Raw genomic sequence first — 17,413 nt, forward strand, 5'->3', positions numbered from 1 at the left:
ACATCAACGTCCCGTCTTGAAGTCCGTGAAGGCCTCCTTGAGGGACCCAGAGTCCCTCAAGGAGGCCTTCACGGACTTACCACCCACCACGCCACGTTTGGGTCACCTCTCAATAACCCTCATTAGCACTCACGACCCCACACATAACCGTACATAGAGACGTAAATCGGACACTAAATTAGCAGGAAATGTCCTTTGTGGACACTGAAGTCGGGCTGGTGTCGAGTGTCAAGGCCAAAGGACAACTTTGCCTCGCCCCTCAATGACCACGATCCCCACTCGCGACCGCGCGCCTCGAACTTGCTCCCTACAGCTTGTCGAGGATCAGCTTCGCCCGTTCTTCGGCGAGCCGGTACCCCGAGCGTGTGGCGAGTTCGAGTGCCAGCTCGCCGTGTGTCCGGGCCTCGTCGAGTTTCCCGAGTTCCAGCAGGGCTTCCGCGAGCCCGGTCCGCGCGGCGGCCTCGCACCAGAAGAAGCTCGTCGTGCGCGCGATCGACAACGCGAGCCGCTGGTGTTCGGCGGCCTCCTCGGGCAGGCCGAGACGCAGGCAGACCTCGCCGAGCCCGGCCAGGGTCCAGGCCTCGGTGCCCCGGTCGCCGATCTTGCGGGTGAGTTCGACGGCTTCGAGCGCGTCCTCGCGGTTCTGCTCGCTCGGGTCGAGCCTGCTTTCGAGGACGGCCCTGCCGGAAAGGGCCGTGGCTTCGCCGTAGGTGTAGCCGAGTTCGCGGTTGGCCGCGAGCGCTCGGGTGTAGAAGTCGTAGGCCTCGTCGGTCAGGCCGAGATCACGGTGCACATTGCCGAGGTCGACCAGCAGCACCGCGACGCTGAACCGGGCGCCGTCCCGTTCGGAGACCGCGAGCGCGCGGGTGAAGTTGGCGAGCGCCGCGTCGAGCTGGCCGGTCTGCCAGTACGGGAAACCGAGGTTCGCGAGCGCCATCGAGACACCCGGCATGTTCAGTTCTTCGCACAGCCGCAGGGATTCCAGCCCGCAGCGGATCGCCTCCTGCGGGTCGCCGAGGCGCTGGTGCACGGCGCTCAGATTGTTGAGCACGGCCGCGCGGCCCGCGTCCCATCCTTCGAGGAGATCTCCGCGCAGGGCGCTGGTGAGGTGTTCGCGCGCCTCGTCGTAGCGGCCGCTGTTGACGCAGGCGAGCGCGATGCTCAGGTGCATCGCCGCCTGTGCCTGTCCGGCGCCGCTGCGGCGGGCGGCCTTGAGGGCGGTCGACGCGGTGTCGATCCATTCCGCGTGATGGCCGCGCTGGTGGAAGAAGGCGCGCAGCGCGTCGGCCAGATGCCACGAGAACTCGGGCGGACCGTGTTCGGCGCTGTGCTCGACGGCGGCGGCGAGGTTCGGCCACTCGGCGTCCAGCCAGGCCAGCGCCTCGTCGGTGTCGGCGAAGGGGGTGCCCTCCGGCTCTTCGCGCGGCAGCCGCAAGAAGTGGGGGATGAGTACGCGGCCGGCGGCGTCGGCGGTGGTCAGGTAGCTCTCGAAGAGCCGCCTCTCCGCGGTGTCGCGTTCGGGCTTCGCGTCCTCGGACAGCGTGCGGCCCGCCGCGAAACTGCGGAGAAGGTCGTGGAACCGATAGCGGCCAGGGGTGTAGCGCTCGACCAGATGCGCCGCCGCGAGCGCCTTGAGCTGTTGGTTCGCGCGGGAAAGCGGGGCACCGGTCAGTGCCTGCGCGGCGGGCGGGGTGAACGTCTGGCCGGGTACGAGCGCGAGCCTGCGGAACAGCAGGCGGTGTTCCTCGGGCAGTGCCCGGTAGGAGACGCCGAACGCGGTGGTCACGGCGCTTTCCTCGGCGCCGTCGACGGTCAGCTCCGCCAGCGGGTCGCCACCGGCCAGCTCGCGGGCGAGTTCGGCGATCTCGGGTTCGCCGCTCGCGCCGAGGTTGGCCGCCGCGATCCGGAGGGCGAGCGGGAGATGCCCGCACAGCCTGGCCAGCTCCGCCGCCGCGCCCGCCTCGGCCGCGACGAGTTCGCTGCCCAGCACGGCTTCCAGCAGATGCCGCGCGTCTTCGGCGGGCAGCACGGACAGCGGGAGGGCACGGGCGCCCGTGCGGGCGATGAGGTCGCCGAGCCGCTGACGGCTGGTCACCAGGACGGTGCCCGACGGCGGCAGCAGTGGCATCACCTGACCGGTGTCGCGCACGTTGTCGAGGACCAGCAGGACCCGTTTGTCAGCGAGGAGGGAACGGAGGAGCGCGGCCCGTGCGTCGGTGTCCGGCGGAATGGCTTTCGGCGCGGTGCCGAGGGCCTGGAGGAGCTGCGTGAGCGCGACCGCCGGGGTGAGCGGTTCGTGATCGGGGTCGAATCCTCGCAGGTCGAGGTAGAGCTGCCCGTCGGGGAACGCGTCGCGGACGCGGTGTGCCCAGCGGACGGCGAGCGCGGTCTTGCCGACGCCGGCGGTCCCGCTGATCACCCAGATGTCGGTGCCCTCACCCGTTGGGCGGGTCGCCTCGTCGAGCCGCTCCAACTCGGTCGCCCGGCCGGCGAATCCCCGGACGTCGTGGGGCAGCTGCGCCGGGCGGACCGGCTCGGGTTTGACCGTGCCGGCCGCCGGTTCGAGAGCGGGGTCCGCCGCGAGGATGGCGGCTTCGAGTTTGCGCAGCTCCGGGGACGGGTCGAGGCCCAGCTCGCCACTGAGCCTGTCCCTCAGCGCGCGGAAGGCTTCGAGCGCGTCGTCGGTGCGGCCTTCGCGGTGCAGCGCGAGCATGAGCTGCCCGACGAACCGCTGACGCAGGGGATGCGCGGCGACCAGTCCGGTCAGATCCGCGAGCACCTCCCGGCCGCGGCCGAGCCGCAACTGCGCGTCCGCGCGATCCTCCAGCGCGGTCCAGCGCGCCTCGTTCATGCCGCCGCGCAGTCGCTGGGCGACTTCGCCGCTCACGACGTCGGACAACGCCTCGCCGCGCCACAACCCGAGCGCCTCGTCCAGGAGTTCCACGGCGGTCTCGTCGTCGGCCTTGCGCGCTTGCGCGGTCAGCTCGGTGAAACGGTGCAGGTCGACCTGGCGCGGATCGACCTTCAGCAGGTAACGGGTCCCCTCGGAAACGATCTCCGGCCCGCCCGCGCCGCGGAACACCGCCCGCAGCCGGGACACCAGCGCCTGCACGGTGTTCCGGGCGCTCACCGGCGGTTCTTCCGGCCAGAGCAGGTCGATGATCCGGTCGCGCGGGACCGGCTTGCCCGCCTCCAGCAGCAGAACCGCCAGCACGAGCCGCTGTTTGGGCGAGCCGAGCTCGACCGGGCCGCCGTCGGCCCACGCCTCGACGGCGCCGAGGACGCGGAACTCCACCCGGCCACCTCCGCCCACACCTCGTCAGAGCCTGCAAGCGTAGTGCAAGCGCCCTGCATCCGGCCCCGGTGATCCTTGGGCGGTGTCCACCGAGGACCCGTCGCCGGAACCGTGCCCAACCAACAAGACGGGCAGGACCCCCCATTCGGTTCCGGTACGACGGTGGACACCTTCAACTTGCACAGGCACCGCCTTCTGACGGCGGTGGGGGTTGGGGGTAGTGCCAGCTCGACGTCTTCCCCCGTGTCGTCGAACTGGCGCTTCTTCTTGACTGGGGCTGGGGTTTTTCTCGTCGCCGTCTCTCGGCGACGTCCTGGGGAGAGGCGGGCGGGCCGGATGTGGCCCGCCCCGCTCCAGGACCTTCCGCGGATCAGCGGACCGCATTCAGAGGACTAAACGCGTTCGTCGCTTGACAAGGGCGCTCGTCTGCCTGCACCCTTTCACTACTTAATTAGTGAAAGGGTGTTGCCAGTGGTCACCTTCCACCTGGACAAGGGCTCGGGCGTCGCGACGTACGTCCAGCTCGTCCAGCAGGTCAAACACGCCATCCGGCTGGGCCTCCTGGAGCCGGGCGACCGGCTGCCGACGGCGAAGGAAGTGGTCGCCGAGCTGGCGATCAACCCGAACACCGTCCTCAAGGCCTACCGCGAACTGGAGCGCGAGGGGCTCGTCGAGGGAAAGCCGGGTCTCGGCACTTTCGTGCAGAAGACGCTCGGGGGCGCTTCGTTCACCGAGCACGCGCGGTTGCGGAAGAGCCTGGGGGTCTGGGTCCGCGACGCCCGCGAATCGGGGCTGGATCAGGAAGACGTCGAGGCGTTGTTCACCTCTGTGGTGGTCGACGGCTTTCGAGGGGAGCGAACCGCGTGAATGAGAAACCCGTCATCGAAGCCACCGGCCTCGGCAAGCGTTACCGCCGCAAGTGGGCGCTGCGCGACTGTTCCCTGTCCGTCCCGAAAGGACGAGTCGTGGCACTGGTCGGGCCCAACGGCGCGGGCAAGACGACCTTCCTGCACCTCGCCGTCGGGCTGCTCGACGCGACCCTCGGCTCGGTCTCGATTCAAGGAACCGCCGCGTTCCTGGCGCAGGACAAACCGTTGTACCCCGGCTTCAGCATCGCCGAGATGCTGAAGTTCGGCAGACGGCTGAACCCCGGCTGGGACGACGAGTTCGCGCACAAACGCATCGATTCGCTGCGGCTTCCCTTGAAACACAAGGTGGGCAAGCTTTCCGGCGGTCAGCGCGCGCAGGTCGCGCTCACCCTCGCGCTCGCGAAACGCCCGGATCTGCTGGTGCTCGACGAGCCGCTCGCGAATCTCGACCCGCTGGCCCGGCACGAGGTCATGCGCGGGCTGATGGAGGCGGTCGCCGAAACCGGCATGACCGTTCTGCTCTCCTCTCATGTCGTTTCCGACCTGGAAAACACCTGTGACTGGCTGATCGTCCTCAACGGCGGCCGCGTCCAGGTCAGCGGGGACATCGACGAACTCGTCGCCGGGCACCGGATCCTTTCCGGACCGGCGGAGGAGGCCGACGCGCTGGCCAACCGCGTCGCGGTCGTGGACGAGGCCAGGGCGGGCAGGCAGGTGACCGTCTTCGCCCGTACCGCGCCGGTCCCGCTGGGTCCACAGTGGACCGAACGGCCCGCGAACCTGGAGGAGCTGGTGCTCGCCTACCTGAGACGGCCCGACTCCGCGAGCCTGCCTCGTCCGACACTGGCCTCGGCGTAAGGGGGAACGATGTTCTGGCTCACCTACCGTCAGCACCGGTCGCAGCTGCTGATCACCGCGGGCGCCCTCGTCGTGGTCGGGATCCTGTTGCTGATCAACGGAAACGCCGCGGCGGGCAGCCCGGTTCCGGCGGACTACTTCGAGAGTCTCTACGCCTATCTCTCCTGGCTGCAGGTGGCTCCGGTGGCGATCGGCGTCTTCTGGGGAGCGCCGCTGCTCGCCGCCGAATACGAGCGCGGCACCACGAAACTCGCCTGGACGCAGTCGATCTCGCGGTTCCGGTGGCTCGGCGTGAAACTGGGGTTCCTCGCCCTCCTGGTCACGCTGGCAGGCCTGGCGTTCGGCCTGATGATGCGGCGCTGGCTGGAGGTCTTCCCGACCGATCGCGGCGACACGAATTTCACCAGCCACTTCGACAATCCGGTCCTGTTCGCGATGACCGGCGTGGCGCCCGGCGCGTGGTGGCTCTTCGGCTTCGTCATGGGCACGGCGGCGGGCGCGGTCATCCGCAAGACGCTCCCGGCCATCGCCGTCACCATCGCGGTGACCGTGGGATTGATGATCGGCGTGTCCAGCGTCCGCGATTTCTACGCCGAACCGAGGCTCGTCGTCCTGGGCGCGGCGGGCCCGACCGGGCATGATCCCGGCGGCCGGGTCGTCGACATGATCATGGATGCCGGCGGACAGATCACCGCGCTCAAGATCCTGCCGCAGGACTTCTACTGGCGCTTCCAGTGGACCGAAGCCGCGATCCTGGCCGGCGTCTCGCTCCTCCTCGCCGTCACCGCGACCTGCGCCATCCGGCGACGTTCCTAGAAAGGGAAACGTTCTTGCTCTGGCTCACCTGGCGGCAGCATCGCGCTCAGCTGCTCGTCACCCTGGGGTTCCTGGTCGCGCTAGGCGGAGTCCTGCTCCTGTCCGGCCGGGTCGCCCTCGACGCGGCGAACGGACAGATCTCTTCCTACTGCTACGGAGGCGGCGTCCCGTGCCGCGATCGCGACGCGGGACTGGAAGACCTCTACCAGAAGATCTACCCGCTGGTGGTGATGCTGCCGTTCGTTCCCTTGCTGGCGGGCGTCTTCTGGGGCGCGCCGCTGCTCGCCAGGGAGTACGAACGCAACACCCATCAGCTCGCCTGGACGCAGTCGGTGAGCCGTGGGCGCTGGCTGGGTGTCAAGTTCGGCGTCCTCGCCGGATGCGCGGCGCTCGCCGGGCTCGGTTCGGGGCAGATGTTCGGCAGGTGGCTGGAGATCTTCCCCGGCAAGGCCGGGACGCTCGCCGAGACCGCGTACTTCGGCGCCGTCGGTATCGCACCCGCGGCCTGGTGGCTGTTCGCCTTCACGCTCGGCGCCGCGGCCGGGGTGCTGGTGCGCAAGACGTTGCCCGCCATCGCGATCACGGTCGCGGTGTTCGTCGCCGCTTCGATCGCCCTGCTGCTCCTGCGGCCGCATTACGCCGAACCGGTGCGCACGATCGGCGCGGATCCCACCGCCAAGGACGCCCTGATCGTCCAAGCGGGCAGGGTCGCCCCGGACGGGCGTGAGCTGCGGTTGATGGACGACGTGCCCGAATGTCCTCGCGGCAGGGGGATGAACGCCTGCGTCGAAGCCGCGGGTTACCGCGACTTCACCGTGTACCAGCCTTCCAGCCGGTTCTGGCGGTTCCAATGGACCGAGGCGGGTATCCTGCTCGCCGCGACCGCGGTGCTCGGGGGTGTCGCGGTAGGGGGAACGGTCCGCCGCCGTCGCTGAGGAGGCGGCGGACCGTCCGGCCGGCGCTGGAAAAACTCAGTCGAGCTGCAGCTCGGGGGAGTACAGATCGAACCAGTGGTAGAGGTCCAGCGCCCGGTCGATGCCGGTGCGCTGGGCCGAGGACATCGTCACCGGGTCCACTTCGGACACCCGGTGGAGCCAGTCGCGGTCCACCAGTGAGAACACCGGGTTGTCGCGTTCGGCCAGCGCCTCCTTGGCCTGCTGCTGCAGCGCCGCCGCGTAGCCGGGGTCCTGAGTGGACGGATACGGGCTCTTGACGCGGTCACGCACCGACGCGGGCAGCACATGCTTCGTGGCGTGCCGCAACAGGCTCTTCTCCCTGCCGTCGAACGTCTTCAGCGACCAAGGCGTGTTGTAGACGTACTCGACGAGCCGGTGGTCGCAGAACGGCACCCGCACCTCGAGCCCGACGGCCATCGACGCCCGGTCCTTGCGGTCCAGCAGCATCCGAACGAACCGGGTGAGGTGGAGGTTGCAGACCGTCCGCATCTTCCGGTCCTGCTCGCTTTCGCCGTCGAGGTACTCGACCTGCGCGACCGCGGTGCGGTACTGGTCGGCGACGTAGCCGGGCAGGTCCAGCTTGCTCCGGACGTCCTCGCGCAGCAGGGTTTCCCGCTCACTGGTGAGTCCCATGCGGAACGCGAGCCAGGGGAACGTCCCCGAGTTCACCGACGCCTCGTCGTGGAACCAGCGGTATCCGCCGAACACCTCGTCGGCCGACTCGCCGGACAGCGCCACCGTGGATTCCGCGCGGATCGCCTTGAACAGCAGGTACAGCGAGGTGTCCATGTCCCCGAGCCCGGCCGGGATGTCCCGCGCGGTCAGCACCTTGCGGCGGACCTCCGGATCGCTGAGGTCCGCCGGGTTGAGCATGACGTCCTTGTGGTCGGAACCGACCAGTTCCGCGACGTCGCGGATGTAGGGCGAGTCCGGGGTGTCCCGCACCTCGTCCGGTTTGAAGTTCTCTTCCTGGCCGAGGAAGTCGACCGAGAACGTGCGCAGCCGTTCGCCCTCTTCGGCCAGCCGCGCGGCGGCGAGACCGGTGACGGCGCTGGAGTCGAGCCCGCCGGACAGCAGGACGCAGCGGGGGACGTCGGCGATCAGCTGGCGGTGCACGATGTCGGTCATCAGCTCGCGCACCCGCTCGACCGTGGTCTCCTGGTCGTCCGTGTGCTGCTTGGCGTCGAGCTTCCAGTACGTCCGCGTGCGGATGCCGGAGCGGTCGACGGTGACGATGGTGCCGGGGCCGACCTCGTGCATGCCCTTCCACAGCGACCAGCCGGGGGTCTTGGTCATCGCCATCAGTTCGCGCAGGCCGTCGGTGTCGACCACCTTGCGTGCCAAGGGGTTGGCGAGGATCGCCTTCGGCTCGGAGCCGAACAGGACGCCGTCCGGGGTCGGGTAGTAGTAGAACGGCTTGATGCCCATGCGGTCACGGATCATCACGAGCTTCTCGTCGCGCTCGTCCCAGATGGCGAAGGCGTACATCCCGTTGAGGTGATCGACGACCGCGTCGCCCCACTCCAGGTAGCCGTGCAGCACGACCTCTGTGTCGCTGTCGGTCTCGAATTTGTGGCCACGCTGGGAAAGTTCCGCGCGCAACTCGGTGAAGTTGTACGCCTCGCCGCTGTAGACCATGGCCGCCAGCCCGGCTTCGGCCATCGGCTGCCTGCCGCCCGGCAGGTCGATGATCGCCAGCCGCCGGTGGCCCAGCGCCACGTTCGGCCGGACCCAGGTGCCCGAGTCGTCAGGGCCGCGGCAGGCCATCGTGGCGGTCATCGCGTCGACGACCTCCCGGCGCTGCGTGAGGTCCGTGCCGAAGGAGACCCATCCTGCGATTCCGCACATCGCTACCTCCTGTTGCTTAGCACATACAACTATCTGTAACACCGGTGTAACACGCTTCGGCGCGGTTGTCTGCCCGAATTGCACGCTCCGTCCGCAGTACGTCACGGGCTGTGGGGCACATCACCGGGCATCAAGAAGTCGTAAAGGCACCTGATCGGGGCATCAAGACGCCGTCAGTCCCCGGTCGCGATGGTCTGTACCAGGCGCACTGTTGCGGGGTCCTGGTCGCCGATGGGGTGACCTGTCCTGAGAGGTGCCTTGTGGCCGACTTGCTCTACGCCGTGCTCCTGATCGGCGTATTCGTGGTTCTCGCCCTGACCCTGCGTGGTCTGGAGAAGCTGTGACCGGCACGGGAGCCGTGGCCAACGTCGTCGGCGGACTGCTGGCGCTGGGGCTGATCGTCTATTTGTTCATCGCACTGGTCAGGCCGGAGAAATTCTGATGTCAGACACCGCGGCCGGCCTCCTGCAGGCCGGCCTCTTACTCGTCGCGCTCGCCGCGGTCTACAAACCGCTAGGCGACTACATGGCGCGCGTCTTCTTGACCGAGAAGCACACCAAGGCCGAACGCGGCCTGTACCGCCTGTTCCGGGTGAACCCCGGATCGGAACAGCACTGGAAGACCTACGCGTCCGCCGTGATCGGCTTCTCGTTCGTCTCCGTCGTTTTCCTGTACCTGCTTCAGCGGTTCCAGTCGATCCTGCCGTGGAGCCTCGGCAAGGAACCGGTCTCGCCGGCGGTCGCGTTCAACACCGCCGTCAGCTTCGTGACCAACACGAACTGGCAGTCCTACAGCCCCGAAGCGACCATGGGTCACTTCGTGCAGATGGCCGGCCTGACCGTGCAGAACTTCCTGTCCGCCGCCGTCGGGCTCGCGGTCGCCGTCGCGGTGGTGCGCGGATTCGTCCGCTCGAAGACCGACCGCCTCGGCAACTTCTGGGTGGACCTGACCCGCGGGACGATCCGGATCCTGCTGCCGATGGCGTTCGTGGCGGCGATCCTGCTGATCGCGCTCGGCGTCGTCCAGAGCCTCAAGAGTGGCGTCGACGTCCTCAACCCGGACGGGAGCACGAGCAAGATCGCGCTCGCCCCGGCCGCGAGCCAGGAGGCGATCAAGGAACTCGGCACCAACGGCGGCGGCATCTTCAACGCCAACTCCTCGCATCCGTTCGAGAACCCGAACGCCTGGACCAACCTGATCGAGATCTTCCTGATCCTCGTCATCCCGGTCTCGCTCACCCGGACCTTCGGCAAGCTCGTCGGCAACACCAAACAGGGTTACGTCCTGCTGTCGGTGATGGCCGGGCTGTTCACCGCGATGCTCGCGGTGACCTGGCTCGCCGAGGCCCACGCGAGCGGTCCGGCGCCGCTGGCCGCCGGGGCGAACATGGAGGGCAAGGAACAGCGGTTCGGCATCGGACTGAGTTCGCTGTTCGCCAACGCCACCACGGGGACCTCCACCGGCGCGGTCAACGGCATGCACGACAGCTACAGCGGACTCGGCGGCGGCGGAGCGCTGCTCAACATGCTCCTGGGCGAGATCTCGCCGGGCGGGGTGGGCACCGGTCTCTACGGCATCCTCGTGATGGCCGTGATCGCGATGTTCCTCGCCGGGCTGATGGTCGGCCGGACGCCGGAATACCTGGGGAAGAAGCTCGGCAAACGCGAGGTCACCTGCGCGGCGGTCTCGATGCTCGCCATGCCGACGGTGGTGCTGCTCGGTTCCGGTATCGCGCTCATGCTGGCCGACACCCCGGCCGCCATGACCAACTCGGGCGCGCACGGCCTCTCCGAGGTCCTCTACGCCTACGCCTCGGCGGGCAACAACAACGGCAGCGCGTTCGGTGGGCTCACCGTGACGAACGACTGGTTCCAGTCCTCGTTGTCGGTGGCGATGCTGCTCGGCCGGTTCATCCCGATCCTCGCCGTGCTGTGCCTGGCCGGATCCCTTGCCTCGCAACGGAAGGTCCCGGAGACCGCCGGCACGCTGCCGACCACCGGGCCGCTCTTCGGCACGATGCTCGCGGGCACGATCGTGCTCGTCGCGGCCCTCACCTTCATCCCGGCGCTCGCGCTCGGGCCCATCGCAGAGGCACTCGCAGCATGAGCCGCGGCAAGCACCGGGACCACAGCGCGCGCGCTGGTCGGCAGACCCCGCTATCGGGGCGGCAGGGCGCCATTTCGCCGGACACGCGCTTCATCGGAATATCGCGCCCTGGCGACGCGATCGCGGCCGCGCGCAAACTTGCGAAGGACACAGCATGACCGTCACTCAAGAACGCACTCCCGAAGAGACAACGCAGCACCACGTGGAGAACACCGGCCGGGTCGGCGCGGGGATCTTCAGCCCCCGTCAGCTGCTGACCTCCCTGCCCGAGGCGCTGCGCAAGCTGAACCCCAAGCATCAGCTCGCCAACCCGGTCATGTTCGTGGTGTGGATCGGCTCCGCGCTGACCACGGTCTTCGCGATCACCGACCCGAGCGTGTTCACCATCCTCATCACGATCTGGCTGTGGTTCACCGTCCTGTTCGCGAACCTCGCCGAGGCCGTCGCGGAGGGCCGGGGCAAGGCGCAGGCGGAAACCCTGCGGCGCAGCAAGAAGGAGACCATCGCCCGTCGTCTCACCGAGGACGGCGACGAGGAGCAGGTGCCGGGTGCCGACCTCCGCGTCGGGGATCTCGTGGTCGTCGAAGCCGGACAGGTCATCCCTGGCGACGGCGACGTCGTCGAGGGCATCGCGACCGTCGACGAATCGGCCATCACCGGCGAGTCGGCCCCGGTCATCCGCGAGTCGGGTGGCGACCGGTGCGCGGTCACCGGCGGTACGACGGTGCTTTCGGACCGCATCGTCGTGAAGATCACCACCAAACCCGGTGAGTCCTTTGTGGACCGCATGATCGCCTTGGTGGAAGGCGCTTCCCGGCAGAAGACGCCGAACGAGATCGCGCTGACGATCCTGCTCTCGACGCTCACCATCATCTTCCTGCTCGCCGTCGTGGCCCTGCAGCCGATGGCCGGGTACTCCGGCAGCCAGCAGTCCGTGATCGTGCTGACCGCGTTGCTGGTCTGCCTGATCCCGACGACGATCGGCGCGCTGCTGTCCGCGATCGGTATCGCCGGGATGGACCGGCTGGTGCAGCGCAACGTGCTCGCGACGAGCGGCCGCGCGGTGGAGGCCGCCGGCGACGTCTCGACCCTGCTGCTGGACAAGACCGGCACGATCACCTTCGGCAACCGCAAGGCCACCGAGCTGATCCCGGTCGGATCCTCCACTGTGGACGACATCGCCAAGGCGGCCCGGCTGTCCAGCCTCGCCGACGGCACGCCCGAAGGCCGCAGCATCGTCGAACTCGCCGCGAGGGAGCACGGTCTCGCGGAGACGGCGTCCGACGGCGAGAAGCTCGCGGACTTCGTCGAGTTCACCGCGCAGACCCGGATGAGCGGAATCGACATCGGCGAGCGTCAGGTCCGCAAGGGCGCCACCGCCGCCGTCCGCGAATGGGTCCGCGACCGCGGCGGCGACATGCCTGACGAGACCGAGCGTGTCGTCGACGAGATCAGCCAGCAGGGCGGGACCCCGCTGGTGGTCGCGGAATACGACGGCGCGAAGGCGTTCGTGCGTGGCGTGGTCCGGCTGTCCGATGTGGTCAAACCGGGGATGAAGGAACGTTTCGTCCAGCTCCGCGCGATGGGCATCAAAACCGTCATGATCACCGGGGACAACCCGCTGACGGCCAAGGCCATCGCCGAGGACGCGGGTGTCGACGACTACCTCGCCGAGGCCAAACCCGAAGACAAGATGGCGCTGATCCGCAAGGAACAGGAGGGCGGGCGGCTGGTCGCGATGACCGGCGACGGCACCAACGACGCCCCCGCGCTGGCGCAGTCCGACGTCGGCGTCGCGATGAACACCGGGACCTCCGCCGCCAAGGAGGCGGGGAACATGGTGGACCTCGACTCCGACCCGACGAAGCTGATCGAGATCGTGGAGATCGGCAAGCAGCTGCTGATCACCCGCGGCGCGCTGACCACCTTCAGCGTCGCCAACGACCTCGCGAAGTACTTCGCGATCCTGCCCGCGATGTTCACCGGCATCTTCGCCCAGCTCGGCGCGCTCAACATCATGCACCTGGCGACGCCGAAGTCGGCGATCCTGTCGGCGGTCATCTTCAACGCCCTGATCATCGTCGGGCTGATCCCGCTCGCCCTGCGCGGCGTCCGGTACAAGCCGTCCTCGGCTTCGGCGCTGCTGCGCCGGAACCTGCTGGTCTACGGCCTCGGTGGCATCGTCAGCCCGTTCCTCGGGATCTGGCTGATCGATCTCGTGGTCCGTCTCATCCCTGGAATCGGGTAACCATGAACGCACTGCTGAAGCAGACCCTCGCCGGGCTTCGTGTCCTGCTGGTCTTCACCGTCCTGCTGGGTGTCGTCTATCCGCTGGGTGTCTGGGCGATCTCCCGGATCCCCGGTCTCGAAGGCAATGCCGAGGGCTCGATCGTCACCCGGAACGGGCAAGCCGTCGGCTCGTCGCTGATCGGGATCGACCCGGTCGCCGCGGACCCGGCCAAGGACCCGTGGTTCCACAACCGCCCGTCCGCGGGATCGAAGGACGTGCTCGGCCCCGGCGACCCGTCGTCGTCCGGCGCGTCGAACAAGGGGCCCTCCAACGAGGACCTGGTCGCCGCCATCGGTGAGCGCAAGAAGCTGATCGCCGCCCGCGAAGGCGTCCAGGAATCGCAGGTGCCCGCCGACGCGGTGACGGCGTCGGGCTCCGGGATGGACCCGGCGATCAGCGTCGCCTACGCCGACCTCCAGATCCCGCGGGTGGTCAGGAACACCGGCCTGTCCGAGGAGAAGATCCGGCAGCTCGTGGCCGACAACACGAGCGGCGCCGGGATCGGTGTGCCGGGCGTCAATGTGCTGAAGGTCAACTTGGCCGTGCGCGACGCGGCCGGAGGAGCACACTGACAGACGTGGACGAGAACACGACCAAGCCGCGCCGGGGCGAGCTGAGGATCTACCTCGGCGCGGCCCCTGGCGTCGGGAAGACCTTCGCGATGCTCGGTGAGGCGCGCCGCCGCCTCGACCGGGGCACCGACGTGGTCATCGGCCTGGTCGAGACGCACGGGCGGAAGAAGACCGCGGAACTCGTCGAGGGCCTCGAGATCGTGCCGCGCCGCCGGTCCGCGCACCGGGACCACGCGTTCGAGGAGATGGACCTCGACGCGCTGCTCGCCCGCGCGCCCGAGGTCGCCGTCGTCGACGAACTCGCGCACACCAACGTGCCGGGATCGCGCAACGAGAAGCGCTGGCAGGACATCGACGAGCTGCTCGACGCCGGGATCGACGTCCTCTCCACGGTCAACGTGCAGCATCTGCAGAGCCTCAACGACGTCGTCGAGCGGATCACCGGCGTCACCCAGCAGGAGACGGTGCCTGACGAGGTCGTGCGGCGGGCCGAGCAGCTGGAGCTGGTCGACATCACCCCGGAGGCGCTGCGCAGGCGGCTGGCGCACGGCAACGTCTACCCGGCCGAGCGGATCGACGCGGCGCTGGGCAACTACTTCCGGCCGGGCAACCTCACCGCGCTGCGGGAACTGGCGCTGCTGTGGGTCGCCGACCAGGTGGACGTCGCCCTGCAGCGGTACCGGGCCGAGCAGAAGATCACCGACACCTGGGAAGCACGCGAACGGGTGGTCGTGTCCATCACCGGCGGGCCGGAGAGCGAGACGCTGATCCGCCGGGCGAGCCGGATCGCGAACCGCGCGGGCGCCGAACTGCAGGTACTGCACATCCTGCGCGGCGACGGGCTCGCCGCGATGGGGCCGACGGCGGTCGGGAAGTACCGGAAGCTGGCCGACGAGGTCGGCGCGACCTTCCACACCGTCGTCGGCGACGACGTCCCGACGGCGCTGCTCGATTTCGCGCGGGGAGTGAACGCCACCCAGCTGGTGGTCGGGACCTCACGACGGTCACGGGTCGCGCGGTTGTTCGACGAGGGCATCGGCGCGGCCGTGGTCCAGCGGTCCGGTCCGATCGACGTCCACATGGTCACGCACGCCCAGGCGGGCGGACGGCTGCGCGCCCGGTTCGGCCGGAGCCCACTGCCGTCCTCGCGGCGGCTGGCGGGTTGGACGCTCTCCCTGTTCTTGCCGGCGCTGGCGACGCTGATCGGTGTCCTGCTGAAGGATCAGCTCGACTTCTCCACCGACGTGGTCGACTACGTCCTCGCGACCGTCCTGGTCGCGCTCGTCGGCGGACTCGGGCCGGCGCTGGTGGCGGCGGTGTTCTCGGCGGGGCTGCTGAACTTCTTCTTCACCCCGCCGCTGTACACCTTGACCGTCCACGAGCCGCGGAACGTGATCACCCTGGTCGCGATGGTCCTGGTGGCGATCCTCGTCGCGGCGGTGGTCGACACCGCCGCGCGGCGCGCCACCCAGGCCGCGCGGGCACGGACGGAAGCGGCGCTGCTCGCGTCCTACGCGCGGACCGTGCTCGCGCACACCAACCCGATCGAGCGGCTGCTGGAGAAGGTCCGCGAGAACTTCGGGATGACTTCGGTGACCTTGCTGGAAAAGCGGGACGGGAAGTGGAAGCGGGTGGCGAACGCGGGTTCGGATCCCTGCGCCGACCCGGACCAGGCCGACGCCGACATCGCGGTGACCGCCGACGTCCACCTCACCCTGCGCGGCCGCACCCTGCCCGCGTCCGATCGGGGAGTGCTGGAAGCCGTCGCCGGGCAGGCACTGCTTTCGCTGCGGCAGCAACGGACGGCGAAGGCGGCCGTCCGCGCCGAACGCAAGGCCGAGGCGACCGAGTTGCGCACGGCTCTGCTTTCGGCCGTGGGACACGACCTCCGCACGCCGCTGACGTCGATCAAGGCGTCCATCGGCAGCCTCCGCGCGACCGACATCTCACTGTCCGAAGAGGACACCGACGAACTGCTCGAAGCGATCGAGGAGTCGGCGGACCGGCTCGCCGGGCTGATCGACAACCTGCTCGACTCCTCCCGGCTGGCGACCGGCGCCGTCCGGCCGCATCTGCGTCCGGTCGGCTACGACGAGGTCGTCTCGCACGCCCTGTCCAATGTGGACGACTCGGCTTCGGTCGTGGTCGCGATCGACTCCCGGCTACCCTCGGTCTGCGCCGATCCCGGGCTGCTGGAACGGGTCGTGGCGAACGTGATCGACAACGCGCTGCGGCACGGGAAGTCCGGCGAGCCGGTTTCCGCCCGCGCCAGCACCCACTCCGACCACGTCGAACTGCGGATCGTCGACCACGGTCGCGGGCTGAAGAAGGGCACCGCGGACTCGGCGTTCGCGCCGTTCCAGCGGCTCGGCGGGGACCGGGACACCGTGCCGGGGGTCGGGCTGGGGCTTTCGGTCGCCAAGGGATTCACCGAGGCGATGGGCGGGCGGATCCGGGCGGAGGACACGCCGGGCGGCGGGCTCACCGTCGTCATCTCGCTGCCCGCGTATGTCGGTCAGGACCCGGAAAAGAACCTCCTCGCTTTCGACGACGAGGGCTTTGAACACGAAGAGGAGGAGCGAGTGCGATGAGTGCCGAAAGCGTGTCGGCGACCGTGCTGGTCGTCGACGACGAACCGCAGATCGTGCGAGCCCTGCGGATCAACCTGTCCGCCCGCGGCTACAAGGTGATCACCGCGCACGACGGGACGGCCGCGCTGAAGGCCGTCGCCGAGACCAAACCCGACGTCGTCGTCCTCGACCTCGGCCTGCCCGATCTCGACGGCACCGAGGTGATCGCCGGGCTGCGCGGCTGGACGACGGTGCCGATCATCGTCCTGTCCGCCCGCGGCGACTCGGCCGACAAGGTCCAGGCACTCGACGCCGGCGCCGACGACTACGTCACCAAACCGTTCGGCATGGACGAACTGCTGGCCCGGTTGCGCGCGGCGGTCCGCCGGTCGGCGACGTCCAGTGTGGACGGTGCGGACGCGGTGGTGGACACGGGCTCGTTCCGCATCGACCTGGCGGCGAAGAAGGTGCGCCGGGACGGCAAGGAAGTGCACCTCACCAAGACCGAATGGGGTGTCCTGGAACTGCTGGTGCGCAACCGGGGACGGCTGGTGGCGCAGAAACAGCTGCTGCACGAGGTGTGGGGGCCGACGTATGAGACCGAGTCGCACTACCTGCGGGTGTACCTGGCGCAGCTGCGGCGGAAACTGGAACCGGAACCCTCGCGGCCGCGGCACCTGCTGACGGAACCGGGGATGGGGTACCGCTTCGAAATGTGAGCCTGGTTGTCACTTGGGGAGGCTTACCGAGGGCCGGAAGTGTCACGACCAACCCAGCCCACCCCTCACCCGCAGCCTCAAGTCAGGAAAGTCCGTGAAGGCCTCCTTCCCTACCTTGAAAGTCAGGGTCCCGGCAAAGTCGCAGAGTTGCTGGTCGGCACTGTTCTTGGTGGTCCGGATGTGGCATCGCTGATGCCCTCTGTTGATCAAGCTTCGCAACCGAAGGCGACCCCGCGTCTATGAAGGAATTGGGACACTCAACGTCCCAATTCCTTCATGGACGTCGCCCTGCGCCATGACCAAGAGGTCCCCGACCTGCACGATCCCGACTTTGCCGGGACCCTGACCTTGAAAGTAGGGAAGGAGGCCTTCCCGGACACGCCCACAGTTGGCTTACTCCTCAACGGAACCCTGCAAGCATCGCCCGGCTCACCCGCGCCAAGACCAAAACGCGGGGTGTGGAAGGGGGTTTTCTTTTGAAACGTTTTGGGGAAGGGAACTTTTTTGTGGGGTG

General features: G+C 68.7%; 12 protein-coding genes. 10 read left to right on the forward strand and 2 right to left on the reverse strand.

Annotation, left to right across the window (positions count from 1 at the left end; genetic code table 11):
* Positions 1-307: 307 nt before the first annotated feature.
* Positions 308-3,295 carry an AfsR/SARP family transcriptional regulator gene (locus ACZ7KI_RS38515; protein ID WP_470277940.1) on the reverse strand — a complete coding sequence of 996 codons (2,988 nt, stop codon included), beginning with the start codon at positions 3,293-3,295 and terminating at the stop codon, positions 308-310.
* Positions 3,296-3,766: 471 nt separating this feature from the next.
* Between ACZ7KI_RS38515 and ACZ7KI_RS38520 the strand changes: the two genes are divergently transcribed.
* Genes ACZ7KI_RS38520 through ACZ7KI_RS38535 form a run of 4 tightly spaced genes read left to right on the forward strand, consistent with a single transcriptional unit; the run spans position 3,767 to position 6,773 of the window.
* A complete protein-coding gene (locus ACZ7KI_RS38520; RefSeq protein ID WP_061988989.1) occupies positions 3,767-4,162 on the forward strand; it encodes a GntR family transcriptional regulator in 396 nt (131 codons plus the stop codon).
* Positions 4,159-5,022, forward strand: coding sequence for an ABC transporter ATP-binding protein (locus tag ACZ7KI_RS38525; protein ID WP_470277941.1), 864 nt, complete (start codon positions 4,159-4,161; stop codon positions 5,020-5,022). Before ACZ7KI_RS38520 ends, ACZ7KI_RS38525 begins: the two co-directional genes overlap by 4 nt.
* Positions 5,023-5,031: 9 nt before the next feature.
* A complete protein-coding gene (locus ACZ7KI_RS38530; RefSeq protein WP_470277942.1) occupies positions 5,032-5,838 on the forward strand; it encodes an ABC transporter permease in 807 nt (268 codons plus the stop codon).
* 14 nt (positions 5,839-5,852) lie between these two features.
* The gene (locus ACZ7KI_RS38535) at positions 5,853-6,773 is read left to right on the forward strand and encodes an ABC transporter permease (protein ID WP_470277943.1); all 921 of its coding nucleotides are present in this window, start codon (positions 5,853-5,855) and stop codon (positions 6,771-6,773) included.
* Between the two features lie 36 nt (positions 6,774-6,809).
* Here the strand turns inward: ACZ7KI_RS38535 and asnB are convergent, their stop codons facing one another.
* Positions 6,810-8,642, reverse strand: coding sequence for an asparagine synthase (glutamine-hydrolyzing) (asnB, locus tag ACZ7KI_RS38540; protein ID WP_470277944.1), 1,833 nt, complete (start codon positions 8,640-8,642; stop codon positions 6,810-6,812).
* 340 nt (positions 8,643-8,982) lie between these two features.
* On the opposite strand from asnB, the gene kdpF reads away from it, so the two are divergent.
* From kdpF to ACZ7KI_RS38570, 6 genes are all read left to right on the forward strand, one after another.
* Positions 8,983-9,084, forward strand: a complete 102-nt coding sequence (kdpF, locus tag ACZ7KI_RS38545) for a K(+)-transporting ATPase subunit F (protein ID WP_007031325.1) — start codon at positions 8,983-8,985, stop codon at positions 9,082-9,084.
* Positions 9,084-10,748: a potassium-transporting ATPase subunit KdpA gene (kdpA, locus tag ACZ7KI_RS38550; protein ID WP_470277945.1), complete on the forward strand. Its 1,665-nt coding sequence runs from the start codon at positions 9,084-9,086 to the stop codon at positions 10,746-10,748. The genes kdpF and kdpA overlap by 1 nt, the downstream gene beginning before the upstream one ends.
* A 154-nt stretch (positions 10,749-10,902) precedes the next feature.
* The gene (gene kdpB, locus ACZ7KI_RS38555) at positions 10,903-12,996 is read left to right on the forward strand and encodes a potassium-transporting ATPase subunit KdpB (protein ID WP_470277946.1); all 2,094 of its coding nucleotides are present in this window, start codon (positions 10,903-10,905) and stop codon (positions 12,994-12,996) included.
* 2 nt (positions 12,997-12,998) lie between these two features.
* Positions 12,999-13,610 (forward strand): potassium-transporting ATPase subunit C, encoded by a 612-nt coding sequence (locus ACZ7KI_RS38560; RefSeq protein ID WP_470277947.1) that lies wholly within the window; start codon positions 12,999-13,001, stop codon positions 13,608-13,610.
* A gap of 5 nt (positions 13,611-13,615) precedes the next feature.
* Entirely contained in the window at positions 13,616-16,201 is a 2,586-nt protein-coding gene (locus ACZ7KI_RS38565; RefSeq protein WP_470277948.1) for a DUF4118 domain-containing protein, read from the forward strand.
* Positions 16,198-16,899, forward strand: a complete 702-nt coding sequence (locus ACZ7KI_RS38570; protein WP_470277949.1) for a response regulator — start codon at positions 16,198-16,200, stop codon at positions 16,897-16,899. The genes ACZ7KI_RS38565 and ACZ7KI_RS38570 overlap by 4 nt, the downstream gene beginning before the upstream one ends.
* Positions 16,900-17,413 lie beyond the last annotated feature (514 nt).

This window comes from Amycolatopsis sp. NPDC039088 (assembly GCF_055598845.1).

What these genes read in the sequence shown, in the direction of transcription:
- ACZ7KI_RS38560 (WP_470277947.1), top strand. Translation starts at nt 12,999, where the DNA reads ATGAACGCACTGCTGAAGCAGACCCTCGCCGGGCTTCGTGTCCTGCTG.
- ACZ7KI_RS38530 (WP_470277942.1), top strand. Translation starts at nt 5,032, where the DNA reads ATGTTCTGGCTCACCTACCGTCAGCACCGGTCGCAGCTGCTGATCACC.
- kdpB (WP_470277946.1), top strand. Translation starts at nt 10,903, where the DNA reads ATGACCGTCACTCAAGAACGCACTCCCGAAGAGACAACGCAGCACCAC.
- asnB (WP_470277944.1), bottom strand. Translation starts at nt 8,642, where the DNA reads ATGTGCGGAATCGCAGGATGGGTCTCCTTCGGCACGGACCTCACGCAG.
- ACZ7KI_RS38570 (WP_470277949.1), top strand. Translation starts at nt 16,198, where the DNA reads ATGAGTGCCGAAAGCGTGTCGGCGACCGTGCTGGTCGTCGACGACGAA.
- kdpA (WP_470277945.1), top strand. Translation starts at nt 9,084, where the DNA reads ATGTCAGACACCGCGGCCGGCCTCCTGCAGGCCGGCCTCTTACTCGTC.